The organism is Desulfoferrobacter suflitae (genome assembly GCF_022603395.1).
Lineage (GTDB): Bacteria > Desulfobacterota > Syntrophobacteria > Syntrophobacterales > Syntrophobacteraceae > Desulfoferrobacter > Desulfoferrobacter suflitae.
Genome location: NZ_JAIBKA010000005.1, coordinates 1 through 22,572, shown reverse-complemented (window position 1 = coordinate 22,572; position 22,572 = coordinate 1). Strand labels below are relative to the sequence as shown.

The 22,572-nt window shown below is 52.8% G+C and carries 24 protein-coding genes and 1 pseudogene; 13 read left to right on the top strand and 12 right to left on the bottom strand.

Going from position 1 to position 22,572, the window contains the following annotated elements; all coding sequences use genetic code 11:
* Positions 1–10 precede the first annotated feature (10 nt).
* Positions 11–1,057 carry an ImmA/IrrE family metallo-endopeptidase gene (locus tag K1V27_RS09840; protein ID WP_258929823.1) on the top strand — a complete coding sequence of 349 codons (1,047 nt, stop codon included), beginning with the start codon at positions 11–13 and terminating at the stop codon, positions 1,055–1,057.
* Between the two features lie 263 nt (positions 1,058–1,320).
* On the opposite strand, the gene K1V27_RS09835 is transcribed toward K1V27_RS09840, so the two are convergent.
* The 5 genes from K1V27_RS09835 to K1V27_RS09815 form a co-directional block, all read right to left on the bottom strand.
* Positions 1,321–2,358: a DUF2939 domain-containing protein gene (locus tag K1V27_RS09835; protein ID WP_258929822.1), complete on the bottom strand. Its 1,038-nt coding sequence runs from the start codon at positions 2,356–2,358 to the stop codon at positions 1,321–1,323.
* Positions 2,359–2,422: 64 nt separating this feature from the next.
* Positions 2,423–2,833, bottom strand: a complete 411-nt coding sequence (locus tag K1V27_RS09830; RefSeq protein WP_258929821.1) for an HIRAN domain-containing protein — start codon at positions 2,831–2,833, stop codon at positions 2,423–2,425.
* Positions 2,834–3,037: 204 nt separating this feature from the next.
* On the bottom strand, positions 3,038–3,472 hold the full coding sequence (locus tag K1V27_RS09825; protein ID WP_258929820.1) for a PEGA domain-containing protein: 435 nt from the start codon (positions 3,470–3,472) through the stop codon (positions 3,038–3,040).
* A gap of 242 nt (positions 3,473–3,714) precedes the next feature.
* A complete protein-coding gene (locus tag K1V27_RS09820) occupies positions 3,715–4,395 on the bottom strand; it encodes an ISAs1 family transposase (protein WP_353740514.1) in 681 nt (226 codons plus the stop codon).
* Between the two features lie 53 nt (positions 4,396–4,448).
* The gene (locus K1V27_RS09815; RefSeq protein ID WP_258928225.1) at positions 4,449–5,501 is read right to left on the bottom strand and encodes a Druantia anti-phage system protein DruA; all 1,053 of its coding nucleotides are present in this window, start codon (positions 5,499–5,501) and stop codon (positions 4,449–4,451) included.
* 375 nt (positions 5,502–5,876) lie between these two features.
* On the opposite strand from K1V27_RS09815, the gene K1V27_RS09810 reads away from it, so the two are divergent.
* From K1V27_RS09810 to K1V27_RS09790, 5 genes are all read left to right on the top strand, one after another.
* On the top strand, positions 5,877–7,382 hold the full coding sequence (locus tag K1V27_RS09810; RefSeq protein ID WP_258929819.1) for a sigma-54 interaction domain-containing protein: 1,506 nt from the start codon (positions 5,877–5,879) through the stop codon (positions 7,380–7,382).
* Positions 7,383–8,153: 771 nt separating this feature from the next.
* Positions 8,154–9,314, top strand: coding sequence for a DUF4007 family protein (locus K1V27_RS09805; RefSeq protein ID WP_258929818.1), 1,161 nt, complete (start codon positions 8,154–8,156; stop codon positions 9,312–9,314).
* 123 nt (positions 9,315–9,437) lie between these two features.
* Positions 9,438–9,779 carry an endonuclease domain-containing protein gene (locus tag K1V27_RS09800; protein WP_258929817.1) on the top strand — a complete coding sequence of 114 codons (342 nt, stop codon included), beginning with the start codon at positions 9,438–9,440 and terminating at the stop codon, positions 9,777–9,779.
* Between the two features lie 317 nt (positions 9,780–10,096).
* Positions 10,097–10,564, top strand: a complete 468-nt coding sequence (locus K1V27_RS09795) for a hypothetical protein (RefSeq protein ID WP_258929816.1) — start codon at positions 10,097–10,099, stop codon at positions 10,562–10,564.
* Entirely contained in the window at positions 10,561–11,010 is a 450-nt protein-coding gene (locus K1V27_RS09790) for a hypothetical protein (protein ID WP_258929815.1), read from the top strand. Before K1V27_RS09795 ends, K1V27_RS09790 begins: the two co-directional genes overlap by 4 nt.
* A 10-nt stretch (positions 11,011–11,020) precedes the next feature.
* Here K1V27_RS09790 and K1V27_RS09785 read toward each other — a convergent pair.
* The 7 genes and pseudogenes from K1V27_RS09785 to K1V27_RS09755 form a co-directional block, all read right to left on the bottom strand.
* A pseudogene (locus K1V27_RS09785) lies at positions 11,021–11,614 on the bottom strand (ISAzo13 family transposase); the annotation flags it as partial.
* A gap of 29 nt (positions 11,615–11,643) precedes the next feature.
* Positions 11,644–12,864, bottom strand: coding sequence for an ISAzo13 family transposase (locus K1V27_RS09780; RefSeq protein WP_258928282.1), 1,221 nt, complete (start codon positions 12,862–12,864; stop codon positions 11,644–11,646).
* Positions 12,833–13,585, bottom strand: a complete 753-nt coding sequence (locus tag K1V27_RS09775) for a RepB family DNA primase (protein WP_258929814.1) — start codon at positions 13,583–13,585, stop codon at positions 12,833–12,835. Before K1V27_RS09775 ends, K1V27_RS09780 begins: the two co-directional genes overlap by 32 nt.
* Positions 13,586–13,653: 68 nt before the next feature.
* Positions 13,654–13,833: a hypothetical protein gene (locus K1V27_RS09770; RefSeq protein ID WP_258929813.1), complete on the bottom strand. Its 180-nt coding sequence runs from the start codon at positions 13,831–13,833 to the stop codon at positions 13,654–13,656.
* A 25-nt stretch (positions 13,834–13,858) separates the two neighbouring features.
* Positions 13,859–14,668 (bottom strand): ExeA family protein, encoded by an 810-nt coding sequence (locus K1V27_RS09765; RefSeq protein WP_258929812.1) that lies wholly within the window; start codon positions 14,666–14,668, stop codon positions 13,859–13,861.
* Positions 14,665–15,966, bottom strand: coding sequence for a DDE-type integrase/transposase/recombinase (locus K1V27_RS09760; protein WP_258929810.1), 1,302 nt, complete (start codon positions 15,964–15,966; stop codon positions 14,665–14,667). Before K1V27_RS09760 ends, K1V27_RS09765 begins: the two co-directional genes overlap by 4 nt.
* Before the next feature lie 109 nt (positions 15,967–16,075).
* Entirely contained in the window at positions 16,076–16,519 is a 444-nt protein-coding gene (locus tag K1V27_RS09755) for a hypothetical protein (protein WP_258929809.1), read from the bottom strand.
* A 146-nt stretch (positions 16,520–16,665) separates the two neighbouring features.
* Here K1V27_RS09755 and K1V27_RS09750 point away from each other — a divergent pair, with 146 nt between their 5' ends.
* From K1V27_RS09750 to K1V27_RS09720, 7 genes are all read left to right on the top strand, one after another.
* A complete protein-coding gene (locus K1V27_RS09750; protein ID WP_258929808.1) occupies positions 16,666–20,208 on the top strand; it encodes a BREX-1 system adenine-specific DNA-methyltransferase PglX in 3,543 nt (1,180 codons plus the stop codon).
* A gap of 66 nt (positions 20,209–20,274) precedes the next feature.
* Entirely contained in the window at positions 20,275–20,469 is a 195-nt protein-coding gene (locus K1V27_RS09745) for a DUF4258 domain-containing protein (protein ID WP_258929807.1), read from the top strand.
* Positions 20,470–20,571: 102 nt separating this feature from the next.
* Entirely contained in the window at positions 20,572–20,811 is a 240-nt protein-coding gene (locus tag K1V27_RS09740; protein ID WP_258929806.1) for a DUF2283 domain-containing protein, read from the top strand.
* 22 nt (positions 20,812–20,833) lie between these two features.
* Positions 20,834–21,070, top strand: a complete 237-nt coding sequence (locus K1V27_RS09735; protein ID WP_258929805.1) for a DUF2283 domain-containing protein — start codon at positions 20,834–20,836, stop codon at positions 21,068–21,070.
* Positions 21,071–21,473: 403 nt separating this feature from the next.
* On the top strand, positions 21,474–21,698 hold the full coding sequence (locus K1V27_RS09730) for a DUF433 domain-containing protein (RefSeq protein WP_258929804.1): 225 nt from the start codon (positions 21,474–21,476) through the stop codon (positions 21,696–21,698).
* A complete protein-coding gene (locus K1V27_RS09725; RefSeq protein WP_258929803.1) occupies positions 21,698–22,066 on the top strand; it encodes a DUF5615 family PIN-like protein in 369 nt (122 codons plus the stop codon). The genes K1V27_RS09730 and K1V27_RS09725 overlap by 1 nt, the downstream gene beginning before the upstream one ends.
* Positions 22,067–22,105: 39 nt before the next feature.
* Positions 22,106–22,572, top strand: a 467-nt coding sequence (locus K1V27_RS09720; RefSeq protein ID WP_258929802.1) for a hypothetical protein, incomplete at its 3' end; no start/stop codon positions are given.

Sequence of the window (22,572 nt, the reverse complement as noted above, 5' to 3'; positions counted from 1 at the left end):
GGGGCCTGGAATGCTCTATGATCACATTGTTGCTGTCCAGAGCAAGTACCCGTTTTTCAATCGTAAAGCGTTGTCGATAGAGGACCTGGTTGCGTGGCGCGAGCAACTCGGAGCAAAACTGATACATGATCCGAAAGTGAGGCACTCCTCGGCCTACTGGGACGGAGGGCCGGTTATCCGGATCAATACGGATCGATCCGAGGCTCTTCAAATCCTCGTTTTGGGCCATGAAATAGGCCACGTTCTGCTCGGGCACCTTGAACTGAGCTCGACGCTCCCCTTCTCGATCCACAACTTATTCAGGAAAAACCACCGGGAGCATGACGCATCTGTCGTTGGGTATCTTTGCCTTATCCCCACCGCCGAGCTGATCAGAATGGTCAGAAGCGGCATAAGCGGACCGGAAGAGCTTTTCTCCGAGCTGCAGCCCATGTTCGGGGACGATGAGAAGCTCCGAATGAATATCTGCGTCGAGCGGATACGGATTTTCAAGCAGCTGCTGGAGGTCTGCGGCGGCAAGTGCCTGGAGGGAGGAAATTGTGATGCCTGCGAAGCCGTTCCATTCACGCCGGACCTGGCCGCACCCCTTGACGGCCGGTTGCCCGGTGACCTTCGCATCGTCAACTCCCCCTTCCATGTGGAGCCTGGAGAAGAGTACCGGCTGCGCTGGGATGCCGAAAATATCGTGAGGATCAGGTTCAAGCCGCCGGTAACCGGAAAGCTTATTCACCTGCTGGTGCGCGATGTGCCTGTCGCCGGCGTAACCTTTAATGAATCTCTGGCGAACACCACCGCTTTCATTTCAGGCCGCAACCGCTCCCTCATACTCGAACGCGACCCCGGAGACCCGCACGACCCCAACGCCATCCGGGTGATCGGCCGCTGGATCGGAGCAACCGGCAGCGAAAATGAAGGGCAACTGGGGTGGGTGCCGAGAAGTATCGCGGCAAGAATTGCACAACAGGCCAGGGGGCACCCCATTTACGGTGCGCTCAAGACCTTGTTTAGGCCCTGCGAAGGGAAGAATCCAAGGATTCGGTTTGGGATTTGGGTTTAGTGAGTTAAGACAAGCACATGATGGAAAATTTAGCACGCAGGGGAGTGCCGCAGTCAAGGTGCAAGAGATGACACGCAATTGCCATGACCAATTGGTACGCGTTCAGGACCTCGAATTCGAAGATCAGGACGAGCTCTCGCCTAATTACCTCATGCAGCTAGCTTGGCAAAAGCTTCCAGAGAGCCGAAACGGGAGAAGAGAGGGAATATTCATTAACTTCATCCACAACCGTATGCGAATCCGGCTCTTTGGGAGCTCTCAGTTCAGAACTCTTGTTTGATGCCGTCCTGGTAAATGATATTGGTCACTTCAAAGCGGAACGTCATATCTTGGAGGTCTGTATTTCGGACCCATTTGTGGCTGTCCTTAAATTGGTTGTATTCGAATCCGACTCCTGTTTCCAAATGCTGCCGCCCTGGAATCAGGGGATCATTGATAGTCCACTTGAGGCGCAGCTTGGGCTCGCCGAAAATATCAGCGATGATCAAGATGCCTTTTACCGCTCGGGTCGCCCTGGGTAGTTTCGAGGTGTCCCAGGTGACGTCAAACCATATGGCGTCTTCATAAACCCGGCGGCTGATATCCGACGGTTGATACCGTTTATTGCTTAGAGTTGGCGACAGTAGGGGCGGATCGGGCTTTTCAGGCTTGTGCTCGGTATCGGTTTTGTGGCGCTGTGACCTTTGAGTTGATGCTGCAACACTCTGGGTTGTCGGTTTTGGTATCTTGTTCTCTTCGAGAAAGGGCAGCCGCAGGGCCGAGAGCTTCCAGGAAATCAACCCCTCCCTCTTCAGAACAAACTCGACCGGCCGTTCCGAAGAATCTTTCTCTTTCACCTTAACAACAAATCGGTTGAAATTTTCATACCCCATGGACATATCGGGTTCCGATTCTTTTACCGGATGCCGGTCCGGTTCCTGTGCGAATGGTTTGCCCGACGCCATAGCCCCGGGCTTTTCCAGCGGGGGCCTCTCTCCCGCCATCAACATGGCCAAGCTCTCCGGGGTGACCAAGGCGTCAATCATGGGATTGACCAGGGCGGCCGCCAAGGCGGCTCCAAACGCCTCGAACGGGTTGTCGCTCTTGTTCTGGGCGACTTCGCGCGCCATCATGGCATTGAAGTTGGCCTTGAGGCTTTCCCTCAGGGCCGGGTAGTCAACATAATCGGAGAGAGCCACCGCGTCCTTTTCAACAGCGGCTTGCCGCATCTTGCGAACAGCCCAATGGGGGGTGAAAAAGAATCCGACCGCAACCGCGGCAATGAGCAGAATGCATGATGAAAAAATCGTTTTGTTTCGCATAACCTTCCCGCCTTAGAAATCCTTGGAAACTTTTTGGCCTGGGCGTGGACAAATCTACTCGCCTTCAGATTGTTTGATAAACGCTTACGAGCGCACGATTCCAGGGCTCTGTCCTGATATCGACTGCGGTTAGCTCCGCCCGCAGCTGAATCGCTTGATCCGCCATGGCGGCCAGCACCGTGTTGTCCGCGCGTGGCAGGTAACCCAGCTTGAAGCCCTCGAGAGTCAGGACCTCGATGGCGTTTTCATCGTGGGGATTGCCCGGTTCGCGCCTCAGAACGAGTTCCGCGCCTTCCCGTAGAGTTTCGGCGACCTCTTCTTTCATGCCGTCATAATACTGGAAGCCTGCCACAAAGGTGGTGAGCAGATGGACCATTTCTTTTGCCTTGGCCTCGGCTGGTGCCTTACAGCCAACGGCAAAGGGCAATAGAGCTGTAAGCCCGAGAGAGTGCAAGAAGCTGCGTCGGTCGATCATGGCGGTTTGCCTCCTTCCACTGGAATCACCACCTTGCGGGCGGACTCCGCCAGTGCAACTGAAAGTAGGGTGTGCCCGCATTGCTTATGGTGCGCAAAGCGCACCCTACCACCCAGGATTGCATGCGAAAGAATGAAAATCTCGATAGGATCACCTGCCAATTTGGATCCCCGCAATTTCGAGCTCCCGCAAGGGAGCCGGAGGCTAAGGCGAGGATGCCTTGCGCTTGTCGTCCACAGCGGCTGCGGTGGATTCCGCCGACGGCTGCGATGAGGGGGCGGCTGCGGTGATGGGGTTCAGTATAACGTGAGCCGGATTCGGCTGCAAACTGTAAACCGCTCCGGTACCGTAATCGATGACGCCGCCGAGAATCACCCCGGCGCCGGCAAGGGTCGGACAAACTGTCAAGGACTCGGCCTGATAACCATCTTTAGTGAACTTTAAAATGATGGTCTGGTTGCGCTTGCACTCCATTTGGCAGGGCGTCTTGCAGGCCCTGCCGTCGGAGAGCTTCACCTGGGCGCCGTCGGGCTCGCTGGTGATCATAAGGTTTTCCGAGGTGCCGCGGATCATGGTGGCACACCCGCCGGCAAGCAGTAAAACTGAGAGCAATGCGGTTAAGGCGATGGTTCTAATCATGGTGACCCCCTTTTGGATAATGAGTTATGCCCAGGCCGAGCAGTCAGCCATAACGCTGTGCTCAGCCTATGATTAAGCCTAAATCGTCGTGCAGCCGCCCTTGGCTGTCAGGACTGCTGCATGCGCCTCTTTACCGGCGCTTGCCGTCTTTCCAACCGTTTTTCCAATCAACTCTTTGACTTTCAAAATCTTCCTCCTCTCTTTTGCGTCGAGGTCCAATAGATTCCACGGTAAATTTGTTCTCATTCTAATTGCCGGTGAGCAGGGGTACATGAGTTTGTTGTCATACACAGATAGTCGAGAACTGAGCGGACATTGCGATTGAGTTGACGCATTTTCTGTGCGACGCTGTATACACCCTTGGACTTGATGAGCCCGACGGCAAATCGCCTAAGCCGGGTGATATTTTCGGGACCGTAGCCCTTGGATATCCTGCTGCGGTCCTCGTCATAGTTCCAATCGATGATATAATGGCAGGAATTTTCGATGCTCCAGTGGCCTCGATTAGTGTTGAGAACGTTTTGTGCGTCGGCTTCTTCCGGGGATTTGCTGGTGATGCCATAGACGGTCTCACAAGATTCTTTGCCTGATTTTTTGTCTATTGAGTGACGTTCGATTGCGAACGCTTGCCCAACATGAGGAAAGTTGAGGTAGTCGTTGAGCTCGGTGGTGGTCCAGATTTTACGGGTTTCAATCCGTCCATGATCACAAGAGTCGTTGTCGATATAATCCGGCTCTTTTGGGTTTTGGAAGAAGAATTCGATGTCTGTACGAAGTGTGGGTTGGTTATCCTTAACGGTGAAATGATAGTGAGCTTTGCGCTCCAGAACCAGATAATCGGCGAAGGCGCGTTGCGTTAGAAGGGCATCCGCCGTGATGACTTTGTCTTGAATATTGATAGGATCAAGGAGTGGGGCGGCCATTTTTATCTCGTTTGTTCGCTTGGCCTCCTCATCCCCTTCCTTGGGAAGGGTACCTACTTTTTTTGGGTGTAGCAATTCTTGGTCTGATGACCAATGGCGCTCATGATGTGGGTCTGATAGCCCTGCTCATCGATAGCATTGCGCATGACCTTGCCGTCGATTGCCAGGCTTTCATCCTTTTCGCCGTGGGTTTTATTCCAATTTTGCAGGGCGTGGTCCAGGTCCAGTGGATCGACACGGATAAGGACATTCCGGAAGACGTATTCGCTTGGAACCACACATCGGCCGTTTTCCACACGACACCTGAAACGTTCACGCGCCTTTTGGCCAAGGCTGTTTGCCCAGTCGGTGATAGCCTTATAGCCTCGCATTCCGCACAAGATTGCACCGGCCGCGATGGCGAGTACGGTTGAAAGCCTGTGGCGACGTCCTTGTGCACGACGGGGATCTGGTATATCGGTGAAGAATTGCGGCAAAGACTGCATATGCTCGGCAGTAATCATGATTTTGGCTCCTCCTGTATTAAAGGCCGATTCGAGAAGTGGGCGCGAGAGCAACTCTCGTGCATTGGGTCGCAGTGGTCTTACGAAGATCATTTTGGGCGGGTGGGTTCTAGCACTGTAGCCATTGCCGGTGCGGCGGAAGCCCCTGGTCTGACCGACACAGTGCCAGTTAGCTGCTCTATAGACGGTGCCCTGAAAGCGTCGAGGGTCCACAAAGGTTTCAAGCAACAACAAAGGATGGCCAAAGATATCTTGCCAATCGCGAGGGATTCTCTTCTGGCACAATGATAAGACGCGAGAGCCCAAATTCGGAAAGTGCCAGTCGGGAAGAATAAGAAAACGACTGTTGTTGGCTACCAGTTTCAACCGATCATACTGATGGCGTGGGCTCCAACCGATCCATTGGTCCCGCGCCGCGCACTTCCATGCGGCGGCGGAAAAGCTCAGAAGCGCCACCCACTGGTTGCGCCATAGGCCAATGTACCAAAGCGTTTCGCTGATCTTAGGCATGCGTCCCAGATAATGATGCTCATCCATCACTTCCTGATAGCGACCTTCCTCTGATCGCTCAACGGGCCTGACATGGACCTCCCATAGGTTCAACGTGGATCACCTCCAAAGTGAAGTAAGTAGCGTACTTTCTATACACCAATGGGAGGCAGTTGACCAGAAATAAGTGTAAGTCATGGAGTTTACTGGAAAATATATAGAGCACCTATTCACCGTGCAATAGATTCTTGCCTGCTTGCAAGCCAGTAATCCCTGTGCTACAAAGCAATTGTGTTACTTTCGATTGAGTTTCCGGGGGTCTTCAGGGCAATCCTTGTGCCATCCTGCTTTTGAACTGGATTGATTCTTCAATCACAAGTCATTTCAGTAAGATGACAGCCTGTTGTGGGTATTCGCGAAATGGCCTCCGAGGGATCGGAGCCATAAGCGATTTTATGATGCGGCAATTTTTTTTGTGAGAAAGCATCCATGGCAAAGGTTTTGGTGTGCTGGATCGGCCATGCCGATTTGAAGGCGGCAGAGGGCGGCGGAAAGCCGGGGCTGGGTCCGATCGGGCAGGCGGTCACCTCGCGAAGCTACGATGAGGTGGCGCTGCTGAGCGATCATCCGAAGGCACCGACCACGGCCTACTGCAAGTGGCTGAAGGCTCAATGTGAGTCGACGCTAAAGGTATATAGTGAACCTCTGAGCAGCCCCACCCATTTTGGCGAGATTTACCAAGCCTCGGTGCGCGCCGTCTCTGACGTGATGAAACGGCATGGGTCTGATGTCGAGCTCACCTATCACCTGAGTCCTGGAACCCCACCCATGGCGGCGGTCTGGGTGATTCTCGCCAAGACCCGGTTTGCCGCCGAGCTCATCGAATCTTCGCCGCAACAAGGGGTCAAAACCGCATCGGTCCCGTTTGACATTTCCGCAGAATTCATTCCGGATCTTTTAAGGAAATCGGACCGGGAGTTGGAGCGGCTGAGCACCGGTTCGCCGCCACCTGCTCCTGAGTTTGCCAGTATCATTCATCGCAGTGCGGTGATGAAGCGGGTGGTGGCGCGGGCCGAGCGCGTTGCCGTGCGGTCGGTGCCGGTTCTGATTGAAGGGGAATCGGGAACGGGTAAGGAACTTCTCGCGCGCGCCATTCATGAAGCGAGCCCGCGCTACCAGAAGCCTTTCAAGGCGGTCAACTGCGGCGCCATCCCGAGCGAGCTGGTGGAATCGGAGCTATTCGGCCACCTGAAGGGGGCCTTTAGTGGAGCCAGCCAGACAAAGATTGGTTATTTTGAGGCGGCCGACGGCGGCACTCTTTTTTTGGATGAAATCGGAGAGCTCTCCCCGTCCGCCCAGGTGAAGATTCTACGGGCTCTGCAGGAAGGAGAGATCACAAAAGTTGGAGCGACAACGGTTATTGCTCTGGATGTCCGGATCATTGCCGCGACCAATCGCAACCTGATCGATGAGGTGGCCGCCGGAACTTTTCGCGCCGACCTTTTCTACCGCCTGGCGGTGGCCATTCTGAGACTTCCCGCGCTGCGCGAACGGGCCGGCGACCTGAGTCTTTTGATCGATGGGCTGCTCGATCAAATCAATCGAGAAAGCACTTCGGAGCCCGGCTATGTTCGTAAAAAAATTTCTCCGACTGCAAGAAATCTTCTGCTTTCCTACCACTGGCCGGGCAATGTACGTGAGCTTATGAATACTCTCCGGCGGGCGGCTATCTGGTCGGACGGATCGACCATAAGCGCCGATGAAGTGCGGGATGCCCTGATGCCCGTAGCCACAGGGACAACCACCGATGTTATGGGGTATCGGGTGGAAGATGGTTTGAACCTGCAGGAACTCATGGCTCAGGTGGCTCGGCATTATCTCTCGCAGGCCCTGGAAAAGACCCACGGCAACAAAACCAAGGCCGCGGAATTGCTGAGTTTGCCGAACTACCAGACCTTCACCAACTGGCTGACAAAGTACAATGTGAAAACATAACCGGCATAACCCTTGCTGTGAGATCGCCTTGAAAGTGGCTATTAAAGATTTCGGCAGTAAATGCCGAGAAGATTTTTCGGGTTGATACGCAGGAAAAACCAATCGTGAGGACGTCACATGTGGCTCATTACCAATTTTGGATTTTTTTAGCGCCGTTCAGAAACCGGGAGATTCTGAACTGACGGTGCGTGCCAGATCTCGCAAAGACGTTGAGACATTGCGCGAAAAATATCTTCCCCAGTTTTTGAGTCATCTTTCGAAACAGCGCATGCCCCATGCCGATGCAGGGCGGCAATGACGCCCCAGGATTTTTGCTGTATGCTGGGATGGTTCGGTTATTCGCTTGGAAGACCAATGAATCAAAAAACGGAGCATTAGATAAATTATATGGCGGACTCTAACAAGAAATCACCGTATCAACAAATGAGGCGGGATTTCATTAATGATGAACCTGGATCGCGATCGGACAGAGTCACCCTTGAACTTCTTCTGGTCAATACTTTGCCCTACAAGGATGTAGAGCCCGTTGCTAAGGATCTGCTCAACAAGTTTGGAGATCTCTCCTCAGTGCTTGCCGCTTCCGCGAAAGATCTTGGGCGAGTTGAAAGAGTTGGTGAGGCGACGGTAGCTCTCCTGAAGGTCATAGATCTTCTGCGCTCTCAATCAAAGCTGACTGTTACCGAGCATCCATCTTCAGAAAGTCCACCTGATGTTGAATCTACTTCTCCCCTTCCGAATTCAGTCACCGCTTCAGATGAGTGTTCCATTTTGATGAGGGAGGAAGGACCTGTCAGCGCAATGGCCGGCGATGCCCAGGGCGAGGCTGAAGATTTGTCGGATTCTTCACATGAACCAAAGAAAGAGCCTTCACCTGAAGACCTGGGCGATTTCTTATCAGAGAGTCAGCCCGAAGATGTTCGCCAGCCGTTATCTGCGCACAGGCCCGAACCCATAGATGATCCTGATGTGAGTGATGACTCCCTCACCCCGACCCTCTCCCTCAGGGGAGAGGGGGATGCTGGACGGCGGGCTTCGAGGGATTCCCAGCCGCTGCAAACTACCATGTGGGCGCCGCGGAAACCTTTGCAGCAAGGCCAGACGAAGCGCAAGCTGCAGCTTGCCAATAGCTACATGCTGGAATTCGATCAACTGGCTCGAGTTCTCAATTTTTTGCTTGAACACAAAGAGCTTAAGAAGGTCTCCCGTGAAGACTTGCATGAAGAAACCGGACTGGCTGTTCGGCAGATCGCCAGCCTGGTAAGCATGGGCTCCGCTATGGGGCTCATTCAGCCTGCGACTCAGATCTTGACACCAATCGGCCAGCTCATTGCCGAGCATGACATCTTCATTGAAAAGAAAGGAACCCTTGAGTGGTGTCATTATGCGGGCGCCGGGTCTTTCTCCAATCTGGTGTGGTTTGAAGTATTCAATCGTCTGTTAATTAAAGACTCGCCGTTGACCATGAAAGATTGGACAGACCGCCTGCGGAGTGATCTGGCCGGGCAGTACACGGAAGCCACGCTCAAGAAACATCTGCAAAAAGAAGTTCGGTTTGTTGCGGATGCCTATTTTGAGCGAAACTTTCGGAAACTCGACCTCCTCCATTATGGTCCGGAGGAGGTGATTTACCTGCGGCGCTATCCAGCACTCGAGCCGCTGGTGCTGAGCGCGATGATTTATGATTTTTGCGAACAAAGGCGGTCGAATTTGTTTCAGGTTTCTGAACTGGCGGAATCACCCGGGTCCCCGGCACTGCTGTTTGGGTTAGACATCAGCACTTTCAGAAATCTCATTGAGGGCCTCCATGAGCGGGGCTTTCTGCGCTACGAAACGACTCATAACCTGGATCAAATTCGGATCAAGCCGTCTTTGTCTGTGCATGAACTGCTTCTGGCGCACTTTGAAGGACGATCTCCCCGGGAGCAGCTCTGACATTTATGCAGCTTTACCCCGGAGCCTTCTAACCGGTGACCCAGCGGGTAGGACGCGGAAGCTCCGCACAAAGAGAGCTTTTCTCCCTCTCCCTCAGGGAGAGGGTCGGGGTGAGGGGAAAACATGAAGGAAAAAGCCAGAGCCCTGAGGAAGAATCAAACGGATGCCGAAAAACTGCTCTGGCGCCATCTGCGGAATCGCCAGTTGGCAGGCCGCAAATTCAGACGACAGCATCCGATCGGTCCATTCGTTGCCGATTTCGTCTGTCTTGAATGTGGGCTCATTGTGGAGCTCGACGGCGGGCAGCACAGTGTGCAGGTGGAGAAGGACGAAGCTCGCACGAAGTATCTGGAGTCAAATGGATTTAAGGTTGTACGGTTTTGGAATAATCAAGTTCTCGGTGAAATAGAAGCGGTGCTGACGGTTATTCGTGGCATGTTGGAGTCTGATCTCCCCTCACCCTAACCCTCTCCCTGAGGGAGAGGGAACCTGGAGACGCCAGCTCTGGGAGGAAACGGGGACCTAGACCCACAGTGGCTTCCACCTGTAGGTCGAACTGGGAGCTTTGTCGAGAACTCCTTCTCCCCTGAGGGAAAGGGAACCATTCCTCTCGCCCCGGGGGGGAGAGGTCAATGCCGGTGAATTAAAGGTTCCCTCTCCCCCTGGGGGGGCAATGTTGTTGAAGTAAGCTCCGGTACGGTCTCCCTCTCCACCCTTTGGGGGGAGAGGGTCGGGGTGAGGGGGGAGATGAACTATAGAGAGAGTTGCAGAGGACGTGACAAGTGGACGAAGTCATTGATGTGATCGAGCTGGTGAATGATCTAAAGTCCCGGCCGAGGGGGCGCGCGTGTGTAGTGCTTTCGCACGATTATGGGGGGCAAAAAGAGTGGGCCGGGAAGCTGGCGGGGTTGACTGGTTCACAACATTTGGATCTGTTGGAGTTATTTGCAGCGGACCCCAATCTTAGCGGCAGAATGGCCGAATTTTCAGTGTCCAAGCTGTTTGACTTTCTAAAGAACGGAAGCAAGTCGCCGGTTTTGATTGTTTCCGGGGTGGAATTCCTCAAGGCTACCTGGAGCGGACAGTCGCATGCAGCGCAGGAATTTGCGCGGCGCCTGGAAACCTCGAATCAGAAACCGGCTTTGCTGTTTGTCATGCAATACGACAAAGCCATTGCCGGTTACCAATTTAGACGCCATAGCCAATACCCGTTTGCGGTCGATCAAAAGGAGACCTTTGCCATCTCATGAAAAATAACGGTCTTTTCAGCACGCTTTTTATCGAGAGCCTGAAGCAGGAAATTCAACTGGATGATGCCGCTAAAAGCCGCATGGCCACCCTGGCTCAGACCTGGCAGTCTCGCAACACCGAAAGTCTGTCCAGCCTCTGGGATACTTTCTTGAAGCAGGCTCTGGGCTATCTGGAATTTGTCCCTCCCGCAAAGTCTGACATTCCCGGTGTCTATCCGTTGTATGAAGATTGGGGTTTTTCGGACTCCATCGCCGTCCTTTACCTCATTGAACCGGGCGCTGACATAGACGATACTTCCGTAGGACGTTTTTTCCCCGCCAAACTGATCGCTCAACTGCGCAAACGCAAGCTCAATTGGGGGATATTGACGGATGGCTCACATTGGCGGCTCTATTCGACCAAAAGTTCGCGTCCTTTCGAAGACTATGTGCGTGTCACAAAATAACATTTACAGTTTATGCGGATTGTGGGCGTATAGCATAGTTCCACTCGCCATGGAATTCGTCACGGACGATGTTGACCTGGCGCAACTCCTTGTCCGAAACCTTAATTCCTTTGGGATACTTATTGGTATCGAGCTCGCACTTGACTGTCAGGCCTGTGCGGGTCTTCGTTGAAGCAATGAGGTTGACGATCACTTCATGACTCACAAGAGGTTTACCCCGCCAATTCTGACTGATGAAGGAAAAGAGTCGATGCTCGATCTTGTTCCACTTGCTGGTGCCCGGTGGGAAATGGCAAACCGATATGACAAGACCAGTTTCGTTGGCGAACTTCTGCAACTCGATCTTCCAGAGTCGAACTCTCGCCCCGTTGCTGCCGCCACCATCAGCGGTAATCAGAAGGCGAGCCGCCTTCGGATAAGCTTCCCGTCCCATGGTAATCCACCACTTGCGGATGCTTTCCACGGCAAACGTTGCAGTGTCATGGTCGGTTCCGACATTGACCCATCCGGTATTGCGGGTCTGGTCGTAAATCCCGTAGGGGGCCACTTTTCCAAGTTCGGGGATCTCAAAATCGTAGACGCGGACTTTTTCCGGGTTGCCCTTTGTGCGTGTCACAAAATAACATTTACAGTTTATGCGGATTGTGGGCGTATAGCATAGTTCCACTCGCCATGGAATTCGTCACGGACGATGTTGACCTGGCGCAACTCCTTGTCCGAAACCTTAATTCCTTTGGGATACTTATTGGTATCGAGCTCGCACTTGACTGTCAGGCCTGTGCGGGTCTTCGTTGAAGCAATGAGGTTGACGATCACTTCATGACTCACAAGAGGTTTACCCCGCCAATTCTGACTGATGAAGGAAAAGAGTCGATGCTCGATCTTGTTCCACTTGCTGGTGCCCGGTGGGAAATGGCAAACCGATATGACAAGACCAGTTTCGTTGGCGAACTTCTGCAACTCGATCTTCCAGAGTCGAACTCTCGCCCCGTTGCTGCCGCCACCATCAGCGGTAATCAGAAGGCGAGCCGCCTTCGGATAAGCTTCCCGTCCCATGGTAATCCACCACTTGCGGATGCTTTCCACGGCAAACGTTGCAGTGTCATGGTCGGTTCCGACATTGACCCATCCGGTATTGCGGGTCTGGTCGTAAATCCCGTAGGGGGCCACTTTTCCAAGTTCGGGGATCTCAAAATCGTAGACGCGGACTTTTTCCGGGTTGCCCTTTGGTCGGAGCTCCCGTCCACCGTTCTTGAAGTCACCCACACGTTCCTTCTTCTTTGTGTCCACCGAAATAACAGGCTGGTTACAAGACTGAAACTCCTTGACCTTCCCGTGAATGTGCTCAAACTGGGCATTCCGGTCCGGATGCTTGCCTCCTTCAGCGGTCTTTCGGTTCGCCTGCAGACTATAGTCCATCGCGGGAAGGAGCTCGGCAACCATCCGGTGACTGGTCTTATGTCCCATTTTCTTCAATTCATCGGAAAGATTACGCACACTCTTAGCCGTCCATCGCAATGGCGATTCGGGATCTCCTCTTGTGACGGGTTCAATGAGTCCTTCCAAGTCACTTCGAAGTGTCTCGTCAACTTCGATGGTACGCTTTCGTCCTCCGCCTTTCTTGCGCACACGCACCGCAGAGGACTTCGCAGAAGCCTCCTTTGTCGTTTCATCAAGAAGCTCTTTGCACCCCATAGTGATCGTTGGCCGCGAGATCCCTGTCGCTTGAGACGTCACGGAGATGCCTCCACGGCCAAGAACCAGCGCCTCGGCAGCCACGTAGAGTCGCAGCTGCCTCTCGTTGAGCAGTGGAGCCAGAAATTCAAATCGTTTTTTGATCAGTTCTTTCTCCATGACAGCAGTATATCATGGCAAGAAAGAGTGTAAAGTTTATTTCGTGACAGGCACTAAGTCCTCGGCGAAGCAGAGCCAGGGCATAAGAGAAATCGGTTCTTGACTCGTCGCCGCAGTCAAATTGTTTTCGGCAAATAGTGGATTGATGGCACACACCCCCCACTGGGGTAAAGGGAAAAGGGATTATGCGGGATCTGGATGAATCTTGAGGTGTTATAGCCGGTATGATGGCCTCAGTTTGCCAATCGATCCAGATGAGTTTGGAGAGAGGATATTGTCCCTTTTGGCTGCGGTATTTTTGTTTTGGGTTGCAGAAGCCGGGACATCTGCCGAAGCGGTTGGCGGGATCGGCTGCGGGGTCGCTGCGAAGTATCTTTAGCCAGTAGCGTTTATCTTGAAGCGCAAGAGGTGTATGGGAGTGAATCCACACCTGGAAGTTGTGGGGTGAGGTCTCAACCACCATGCGGCCGGGTTTCCATCGTCCCTGCGGGTAGCGATGATGACGGCAGACGAGGGGCCAGGTGAGATCGTCGGCGAGCAGGTAATGGGAAGAGTGCAGCGGCTGCATGAGGATGTGGCGGCCGTTGAGGTTCTGTGCCTTGAGGTAGGCGATATTGGAGGAGATCGGGGCAACGCACCAGAGTCCTTTTTTGAAGTCGAGAACTGCAATTCGCCAATGATTTTCAAAATAGCGTGCGAGTTTGACAAGGATTTTTTCCATAGCAGTGCCGACGGCAAGGTTTTTTTAACTGCAGGCTTTGGTGAGTCGGCCTGCAGTATAAAAGGGTTTTAGAAAGGCAGATCGTAGCCCTTCAAATAGGCAACGAGCCAATCGAGTTGTTGCATTTTGTGGGAATCGGCGCTGAGTTGGAGGAACTCTTGTTCATACCTGTCCCAGAGAATGTCATTGAGGAAGGAGAGAAGGGTCCATATCACCCAGGCGATTTTTATTTCATCGGGTTCTTTCATGTTCTTAAACCCCCTTGTGATGGTTTCAGATGAGCTCGCTTGAAGCGATGCGAACGTGCTCGGCCGAGACCTGCTGGATTTTTTCATGGGCAGCGGCGATGAGGGCCCCTCTGGCCAGGTGGTTGGCGCGCCGCAAAAGCCCACCTGAACCCTGATGGATGGCGGTTACGGCCTGATCGGCAAAAAGCGGATGGCTGATCCCTGCAATTTTCAGGTGATGGTTGAGGTAGAGCTCCATATCGGATCGAGAAATAGCCTGCAGGTGGCAGCGGGCGACAACTCTTGAGGCAAGCGGGATGGAAGTACGATAGAGGAGCAGATCGAGCAAGTTATTCTGGCCGGCAAAAATGATGGGAAGAAGAGGTCTTGAGTCTCCCTCGAACTGGGTGAGGGTGTGCAGTTCGGCAAAGACTTCAAGGCGCAGAAGCGATGCCTCATCAATAATGAGGACCGGTTTTTGTTTGCGGCCATCTGTCAGCTCAAGGATCTGGCGGCGGATAAATTTCAAAAGAGTGGCTCGGGAGTAAGTTGCGGTTTCCATTTCCAGCTCAGAGCTGAGCAAGCGGTAAAGTTCCAGGATGGAGCCGGAGCAAGCTGTGATCCAGATAGGGCGGAACTCTGAGGGGTGCAAACGGTTCAATGCCCATCTGAGAGCGGTGGACTTGCCGCTGCCGACTTCTCCGGTCACCAGGGCGATGGCTCCGAGGTTCACCGCATAGTCGAAGCGCTCTGCAACCGCGGTCACTTCCGCGGTTTGCAGGATCTGGTCCGCTTTGAGCTCGGCGGTAAAGGGCTCACGGGTAAAACCGAAAAAGGTTCGATAGAGAGGTTTCATGAGGTTTCCTCCTCGCCGGCAAAGGCCAGCCTGCCGGTGGGGATGGACTGTGGCGGGGAGCTTTCCAACACTAGACGCTGTGAATAGCGTTTGACCCGGCAGTTGGCGTTGAGGTCGAGAACCGTGAGGAAGCCATGGGAGCGCCCTTCCAGGGTAATTTCCACGCGGGCCGGATCATGGTCATGGTAGAGCAGCGTGATCTGTTTCCCAATGAGCGGTACCGGGGCTTCATAGAGCCTGCCGTTCAAGGCCACGGTGCGGTCTTTGGCAACACGTCTTCGGGCGCGTTTGCGGAAGTAATCTTCGAGGTCTTTGGGAGCGGGGCGGATACACTCCATGTGATCGGCATAGCGTTTGAGAGGGGGCTCTGCGGTCGCGCCATGGGGCCTTTTATGGTAGACATCTCGCAGCCAGCAATCGAGGGCTTCATTGAGCTCATCCAGGCAGTTGCCCTTAAAGCCGGGCAGAAATTGGGTTTGGATAGTCTTGAAGACCCTTTCCACCTTGCCCCGCCCTTCGGGCTTGTAGGGCTTGGAGTGAACCAGAGCGATGCCAAGGGAGGCGGTGATTTCCCGAAGGAGAGTGGATCTGAAGGCGGGGCCGTTGTCGACATAGAGTTTTCGCGGGAGCCCTCGTTTGAGCAGGGCACAACGCAAGGCGGAAAGAAAAGAAGGCAGGCCTTCGCTGAGATAGAACTCGGCATGAGGAATCAGGCGGCTCATGTCATCTATGAAGGCAAACAGATAGGTTTTGCGTTTTTTATCGCCCACGCGGATCATCGGTCCGTGCATGGCATCCGACTGCCAAATGTCATTGGGAAGCTCGGCTTCAAACTTGCGGCGGTCCACCGGGGCCGGACATTGCGGACGGAGCAGCCCCGCCCGATGGAGAAACCGGTAGACGGTTGCCTGAGTCAACACCTCGCCCGGCTTTAAGAGCGATCGCTGCTGCATCTCGGAGATGAGCGCATTAATAGGGCTCTCAGGCAGCTCGTGGCGCAGCCGAATGATCGCCTGGCCGGTTTCTTCATCGATGGCACGGGCCACTCCCTTATCCCTTCGGCTTTTTGGATAAAGCGCCTCCAACCGCCCTCCGGCCTTCTGGTAGACTCTTATCCACTCTCGAATGGTGGAAGCCGACAGCCGGCTGCGAGCAGAATGGGGGATCTGCCACTCTTTTTCGCACTTTTCTCGCAGCAGCCTGGCCCGTTTTGCATGACTCAAGTGGTTGCAGTTGACAAAATCACTGATGACCCCGAACCGAAATACAGCAATTTCTTTTTGTTGTTGCTCATCCATAAGGACCTCCCCTGTGTGGTTGATGGTTGCCTTGCTTTATTGCCGAAAGCCGGCTTAACTACAAAGGCACCCTTCGGTTGGGTCCGAGACGAGCACGCGAGCTCGCAGATTATATGGCTCGTGAGGCGGCACAGACTCCCCGGGCGATCAAGGAATCAAAAGCCTGCAACGGGTCATCGGAAGCGCCTGTGCCAAAATGGGTGAGGATCTGTTTCCTGAGCCCATTGAGCCAATGACGCTGCCTGGATCTAGGCAGGTCCGGCTTCCACCTGCGCTCGGTTAAGCGGTGCGCAATATGTTCACGGATGGTGGCAATGGCGGCCTGGAATCTGCTCCAGTAGCCGCTGGGGCGAGTTCTGAAAACGGTTCGGCAATCTACACATCGATATTTTCGAATCCACAAGGGTTCCGGGAAGTCATCAAAATAGGCGGTGTCAAAGCCATGAGCCCAGATGCGCCCTTTACAGCACGAGCATCTTTCGGGCCTTGGCCAGGGGTAGTTGCGGCCCAACTCAAAGAGGGTCTTGACGCATACGTCAAAAAACAATATCAATAAAGGGCCTTTTGTGAGTTTAACTCACTTTTCAACGGATGAGGGGTGCTTGTCCCACCCTTCATCCAACTTCATTGTCCAAAACAACCCCGCCTTTTCCTGTGAGCAGAATAATTCGATAATCTGCCCACTTGTGTCAAGTCATTGTGAAAAAAACACTGCTCATTGAGTCAATAGATTGTGCGAGTCTACAACTGTCCCTGACTGAGACGCTCGAAGCCAATGAAGAGGCGGAATACGGCATGTTTGAGCGCTTCTTCCACCGGGATTCTTTTATTGCGGAAGTTCCTGAGGATAGCGAGGAGGACCAAAAGGACGAATCCGCCGGTGTTTACAAGTGCCGGCTGGACCGCGACCGAGAACAATCTGAAAAAATCCTGAGCGATCGGGTCAAGACTCCGCTCCTCGCACAAGTGGATGAAATCTTGCAATATATCTGCAATGGCTTCATTCATGACATGCCCCAAAAGGAAGCAGGATATACAGAGGAAGAGCGCCGAGAAATCTTCCAGAGCGCCGTGAAACTCCTCTATCGTTGCCTGTTTTTCTTCTATGCGGAAGCACGCAGACTGCTTCCGTCCGACCCTGAAAAGCTGGAAACCTATGAGAGTCTTTCCATAGAAACCCTTTGCAGGGAAGCGCATAAACTCCAATGGAAAAAGCGCAGCGATACCGACCAATACGACCTCTGGAAGCACCTCAAGGGGCTGGTGCGGGCCGTCAACGAAGGCGACCCGGAATACGGCATCATGGGTTACGACGGCGGGCTGTTTGATGACGAGGAAGAAAAATTCCTCGGAAAACACCAGCTGCGCAACGATTTCCTTGCCAGAGCTCTTTACCTGTTGGCCTATGTCGAACCGTTGGATAACGACCCGGATAAGGAATACACCATTCCTTATGAAGACCTGGAAGTGCGGCATCTGGGGGAGCTCTACGAGAATATTCTGGAATACACCGTGCAGCTCGCCGATGCCGATCGCATACGTCGCCGGACCCAGAAGGGCGTTGAAATTCTCCTGGCTTCACAAACCGAGAAGCATAAAGGCGACACCCTGATCCACAAGGGCCAGGTCTATTTCGGTGAATCGGCTTTGGAGCGGAAACAAACCGGATCGTATTACACTCCCGAGTCGCTGGTGCGGTTTCTCAACGAAAAGACCATCGTCAATCCGTTGCGGGAAACCTTTGAAACAAAGCACCGGCAGCGTTTCAATGATTTTCTGGAACAGATCCGAAGCGGCCCCGACCTGTATTCCAAAAGAGGTGCCGCCCAGTCCGCCGCGGCGCTGGTGGAGCGGTTTGTAGACGAAGACGTCCTCCGTTTCAGAGTTTGCGACCCGGCCATGGGCAGCGGCCATTTTTTGGTGGATGCAACCAACCAGATGGCGGGGCTGGTGGTCTCCCTGCTGGAAGAAATTCCCGCGGTGGATGATTTGCGCGTCGCGGTTTCCAGTAAACCCAACGATTGGCGCCGACGCATCACCCGCCATTGCATTTATGGCGTGGACATCAATCCTTTGGCGGTGAACCTGGCCAAGTTGTCCCTTTGGCTCAACTGCTTTGCCGTCGAGCATAAGCTCACCTTTTTGGATCACCACCTGCGCCAGGGCAACAGCCTGATCGGCATTCGCTCCTTCGATCAACTGCGTGAGATCCCATTGCGAAAAAAAGACCGCCGCAAAAAGGACGAGAAACAGCTGGTCATGAATTTCGGCAACCTTTCGGCGACTCTTGCCAAAGCCGCCGAAAATCTCGCTGCCATTACCGCGATAGATGAAGATGATACCGATGCCCAAAAGAGCGTTTTTGATGAGGTGCAGGAAAGCGCATCAAAAAGACTGAAGCCACTGGCCGATCTCTTTACCGCTTACCTCATGGATGGCGACATTGGCCCCGGCGCATATCGGACCCTCTTCACTCATCTTGCCTCCGGCAAGACGGTAGAGGATCTCACCCATGATGAACTGCGGGAAACCTGGGAATCGGTGGAAGGTTACCGTGACTGGCATGAATTCTATCACTGGCCGTTGGAATTTCCCGATGTCTTTGGGCCGGGAACAGCTGGGGGATTTTCGGCTACTGTGGGTAATCCGCCGTGGGACGTCTTGCAGCCAAGCACTCAAGAGTTCTATTTGTTCTATGATCCCGATTTTCGCAAATATAAAAAGCAGGAAGCAACAGAGGTTATTAAATTACTAAAAAAAGCACATCCTAAGATTTATGAAAAGTGGTCAACTTACGAAAACAAATTCCGACAAAGTTCCGCGTACTTTAAAGAACCACTGGCCTACTCATATCTTCAGAGAGGAAAAATTGACCTGTACAAAGCATTTCTTGAGAGATCCTTTGCTCTCCTTAATAGGAAAGGTAATTTGGGCATTCTGATTCCAAGTGGAATCTACACTGACCAAAGTTGCCAGCAACTTCGCCAAAACTTTTTTTCAAAAAGCCTTCTATCGTTTTTATATTGCTTCGAAAATCGTTGGCCTACTAGCTTCAATGCTGTCGATGGAAGGTTTAAATTTGTAGCATTCGGGTGCCAAAAAGGAGGGAAGACTAAAAAGTTTAAGTGTGCTTTCATGCAGCATGATCCCGAGAGACTGATATCAATAGACGCTAGCCCTATCATGATATCAATTGAACAAATTCGGAAGTTTTCCCCAAACTCCTTAAGCTTGATGGAATTTACATCACCGCACTCTCTCGAGATAGCATCGAAAATCTACGCCGATTACCCCTTGTTAGGCGAGACATTGCCAGATGCCTGGAATGTGAAGTTCCTACAAGAACTAAACATGACAAGCGGCGTAAACCTCCTATCAACTGAACCTACAGAGTGCCCACTGTATGAAGGTAAGATGATTTGGCAGTTCAACAGCTTCTATGACGCTCCACAATACTGGGCTGACCTTGAAAGTGCTTTGGGAAAAATGAAGGTTCCGTCGCCCCTATTACCACGCGTGGTTCATAGGAGGATTGCGCGTAGCACAGACGAGAGAACGCTAATTTCCACTGTGATTCCAAATAAAACTTTAGCTGAAGTAAATTGCACTGTAATCTGGGTCTCAGATGAGCACGAGCACCGAGCGTCGATAAATTCTTATCTATGTGGCTGTCTCAATAGTTTTGTTTTGGATTTCATCCTGAGACATAAAATAACAACCACGTTGAATATGTTTTTCTTGGAGACTTTGCCAGTGCCACGCGATCCACAGGTCATTTCAAATGGTTTTGAGGCTATAGTATCGAGGACACTTCGATTGTTGTGCACTACCAACTTTTTCTCTGAGTACTGGAAGTCCGTATTTTCTGAAACTTGGCAATTGCCCAGCTTTTGGTATCCCCCATCAGACTCTCTGGACTACGGCCCCGCTCACGAACAAGAAATTCGCCACCGATTAGCCGAAGAAGCGAAAAGCCTCACTCACGAATGGGGACCGCACTGCGGAGTCCATGACCGGCTACCTGATCGGCGCGACACCGGCGATCGGGCGCAGCTGCGTGCCGAAATCGACGCTTATGTGGCGCATCTGTATGGTCTCAGCCGCGATGATTTCGCCTATATCTTGGACACCTTTCCCGTTCTCAAGCGCAAGGAGGAGGCGGCCTTCGGAGAGTTCATGTCTAAACGCAAATGCCTGGAGGAATACGACCGGATCGGGCGGGTTCTTGGGCGAATCGGCTGAAGCGAGTCATCAGATGGTATGCTGAAATTTTTCCCGGAGGTATGATTAATAAAATAGGAGAAAGCCATGGCCGTGCGACTGCATCCGCACGCTCGTGAACGCATCAAGGAACGAGGAGCTACCGAGGATGAAGTGACGGCAACCTTGGAATACGGCGAACGATTCCCCGCCAGGTTCGGGCGAACGGGGTTTCGAAGGAATTTTCGCAGTAGCGCAAAAGACACCTTTATTGTTCTTCCCTCACCCCGGCCCTCTCCCTGAGGGAGAGGGAGACCACCCCCGGGGCCAAGTGTGGGTAACTATCAGCTGAGGGAGAGGGGGAACAGAGCCCGCTCAAGGTGAGTTTTAGGGAGGTTGAGCACCATGAGATTCAGTTACGACCCCCGGTACAACATTGCCACCATTCGCTTTCAGTCTAAATCTTCGGGAGTCGAGTCCGTCAAGGTCAGCGATGAGCTGATTGTGGATATGGCCCCTGACGGAACCATATATGGGATCGAATTGCTGAATGCAAACGAACAACTTAACCGTGAAGATATGGGAAAACTCCTGATTGCGAACGAGGCAACCGGTGAGCAGGTAGAGGTGCCGTTGTCGATATGAGCCTCAGGCGCAAGGAAGCATCATGGTTTTTCAATACTATCGAGACAATGATATGCTCTACATAAAACTTGCCGAAGGGACCAGCACCGAGTCCGAAGAGGTTGCCCCCGGTATCGTGCTTGACTTTAACGAACACAATCAGGTGATCGGCGTCGAGATTGAAGATGCGAGTAAATTCATTGATCTGTCACGATTGGAATTGAAAGCCCTGCCCATAACCAGCCTGACACTGAGCGAGCCGACGTATGTACAGAAGTAATCATTCAGTCCCCCCTCACCCCGACCCTCTCCCTCAAGGGAGAGGGAGTCCTGAACCCCGGGTCTTCCCTCAAGGAAGAGGCGGTCTCGATCCCTGGCTCTTTTCTTCATGGCAGAGGGAGTTTCGAGCCTCGGGTCTTTCCCTCAAGGGAGAGGGAGTTTGCGATCCCATGTTGCTCCGCCAAGAGATGGGGTTTGAAATCCCGGGTCTCTTTGCCAAGGGAGAAGGAGTTTTGAATAAGGCTCTCTCCACCAAGAGAGACAATGCTGGTGAATTAGGGGTTCCCTCTCCCTTGGGGAGAGGGTTAGGGTGAGGGGAAGCGGGGGAGAGAAAAACAGTACTGGACCTTAAGTCAACCGCATTAACCGAGAGAGAGACGAATAGTAAGCACATGGAGAAGAATATGAACGTTACCTGGAAGGATCATGTCGTGAGCACACCCGATGTGCTTAGAGGCAAACCTCGCATCAAAGGCACCAGGATTCCGGTGAGCCTAGTGCTTGGTTATCTGGCATCGGGTTCTTCCCATGAGGAGATCATCCGTGAATTCCCTGATCTCACCCCTGAACAGATCATGGCATGCCTCGATTATGCTCGAGAGTTGGCGGAATTTGAGGTGGCCGTCTGATGGGGCTGAAGTTATTTGCAGACCATTGCGTTCCCTCAACCGTGATAACGTCATTAAACGATGCAGGTCACGAAGTGCTGAAGCTCAGAGAGCACATCCCTCAGGATGCGCCGGATCAAGTGGTAATTGCAAAAGCTCAGGAGCTGAGTGCAATCCTGATTTCTTTAAACGGCGACTTTATTGACATCGTGACTTATCCTCCAGGCAACTACAACGGCATCATTGCGCTTCAGATAAGAAATCACCCTCGATCTATCAATGCAATCATGAACCGATTGACTGTCTATCTCTCTTCCCAGCCGGACATGGCCCATTACCAAGGAAAGCTGTTTTTGGTGGAGCCGCACAGGATCAGGATACGTGCCTGATCTGAGCCGGCTGTCTCAAAAATTGGGAGTTCTTGAACCATGGCAAAAATAGCTGAGGTCGTCAAACTCAGAACCGGTTACGCAAATTTCGTGGAGTTGAAAAGTGCCTTTGAAGAGGCCCAGGAAAATGCCGAAAGAATGGCCATGTATCGGCCGACCAAAGCCCACCGGCAAGCTTTCGAGCGCATCTGCAAAGGCATCTATCAGCCAACCGACAAGAAATTCTACCTGCTGAGCGGCTCTTACGGTACGGGTAAATCGCATCTTTGCCTGATGACCGCCAATTTCTTGAGCCGTTCAAGCGGCGCCCCAGAAATTGCCGGTTTCTACGAAAATTACTCCAAACTGGACCCCGACAAAGCCAAGATGCTCAAAAATATCCGCAAAGACGGCCAATACCTGGTGGCCATCTGCGATTATTATTCGGGGAAAAAGTTCGAAGATGTGGTGCTCAAGGCGATCTTTGAAGCCTGTGCCGCTAGAGGACTCGATGCCGGCGTGCAGAC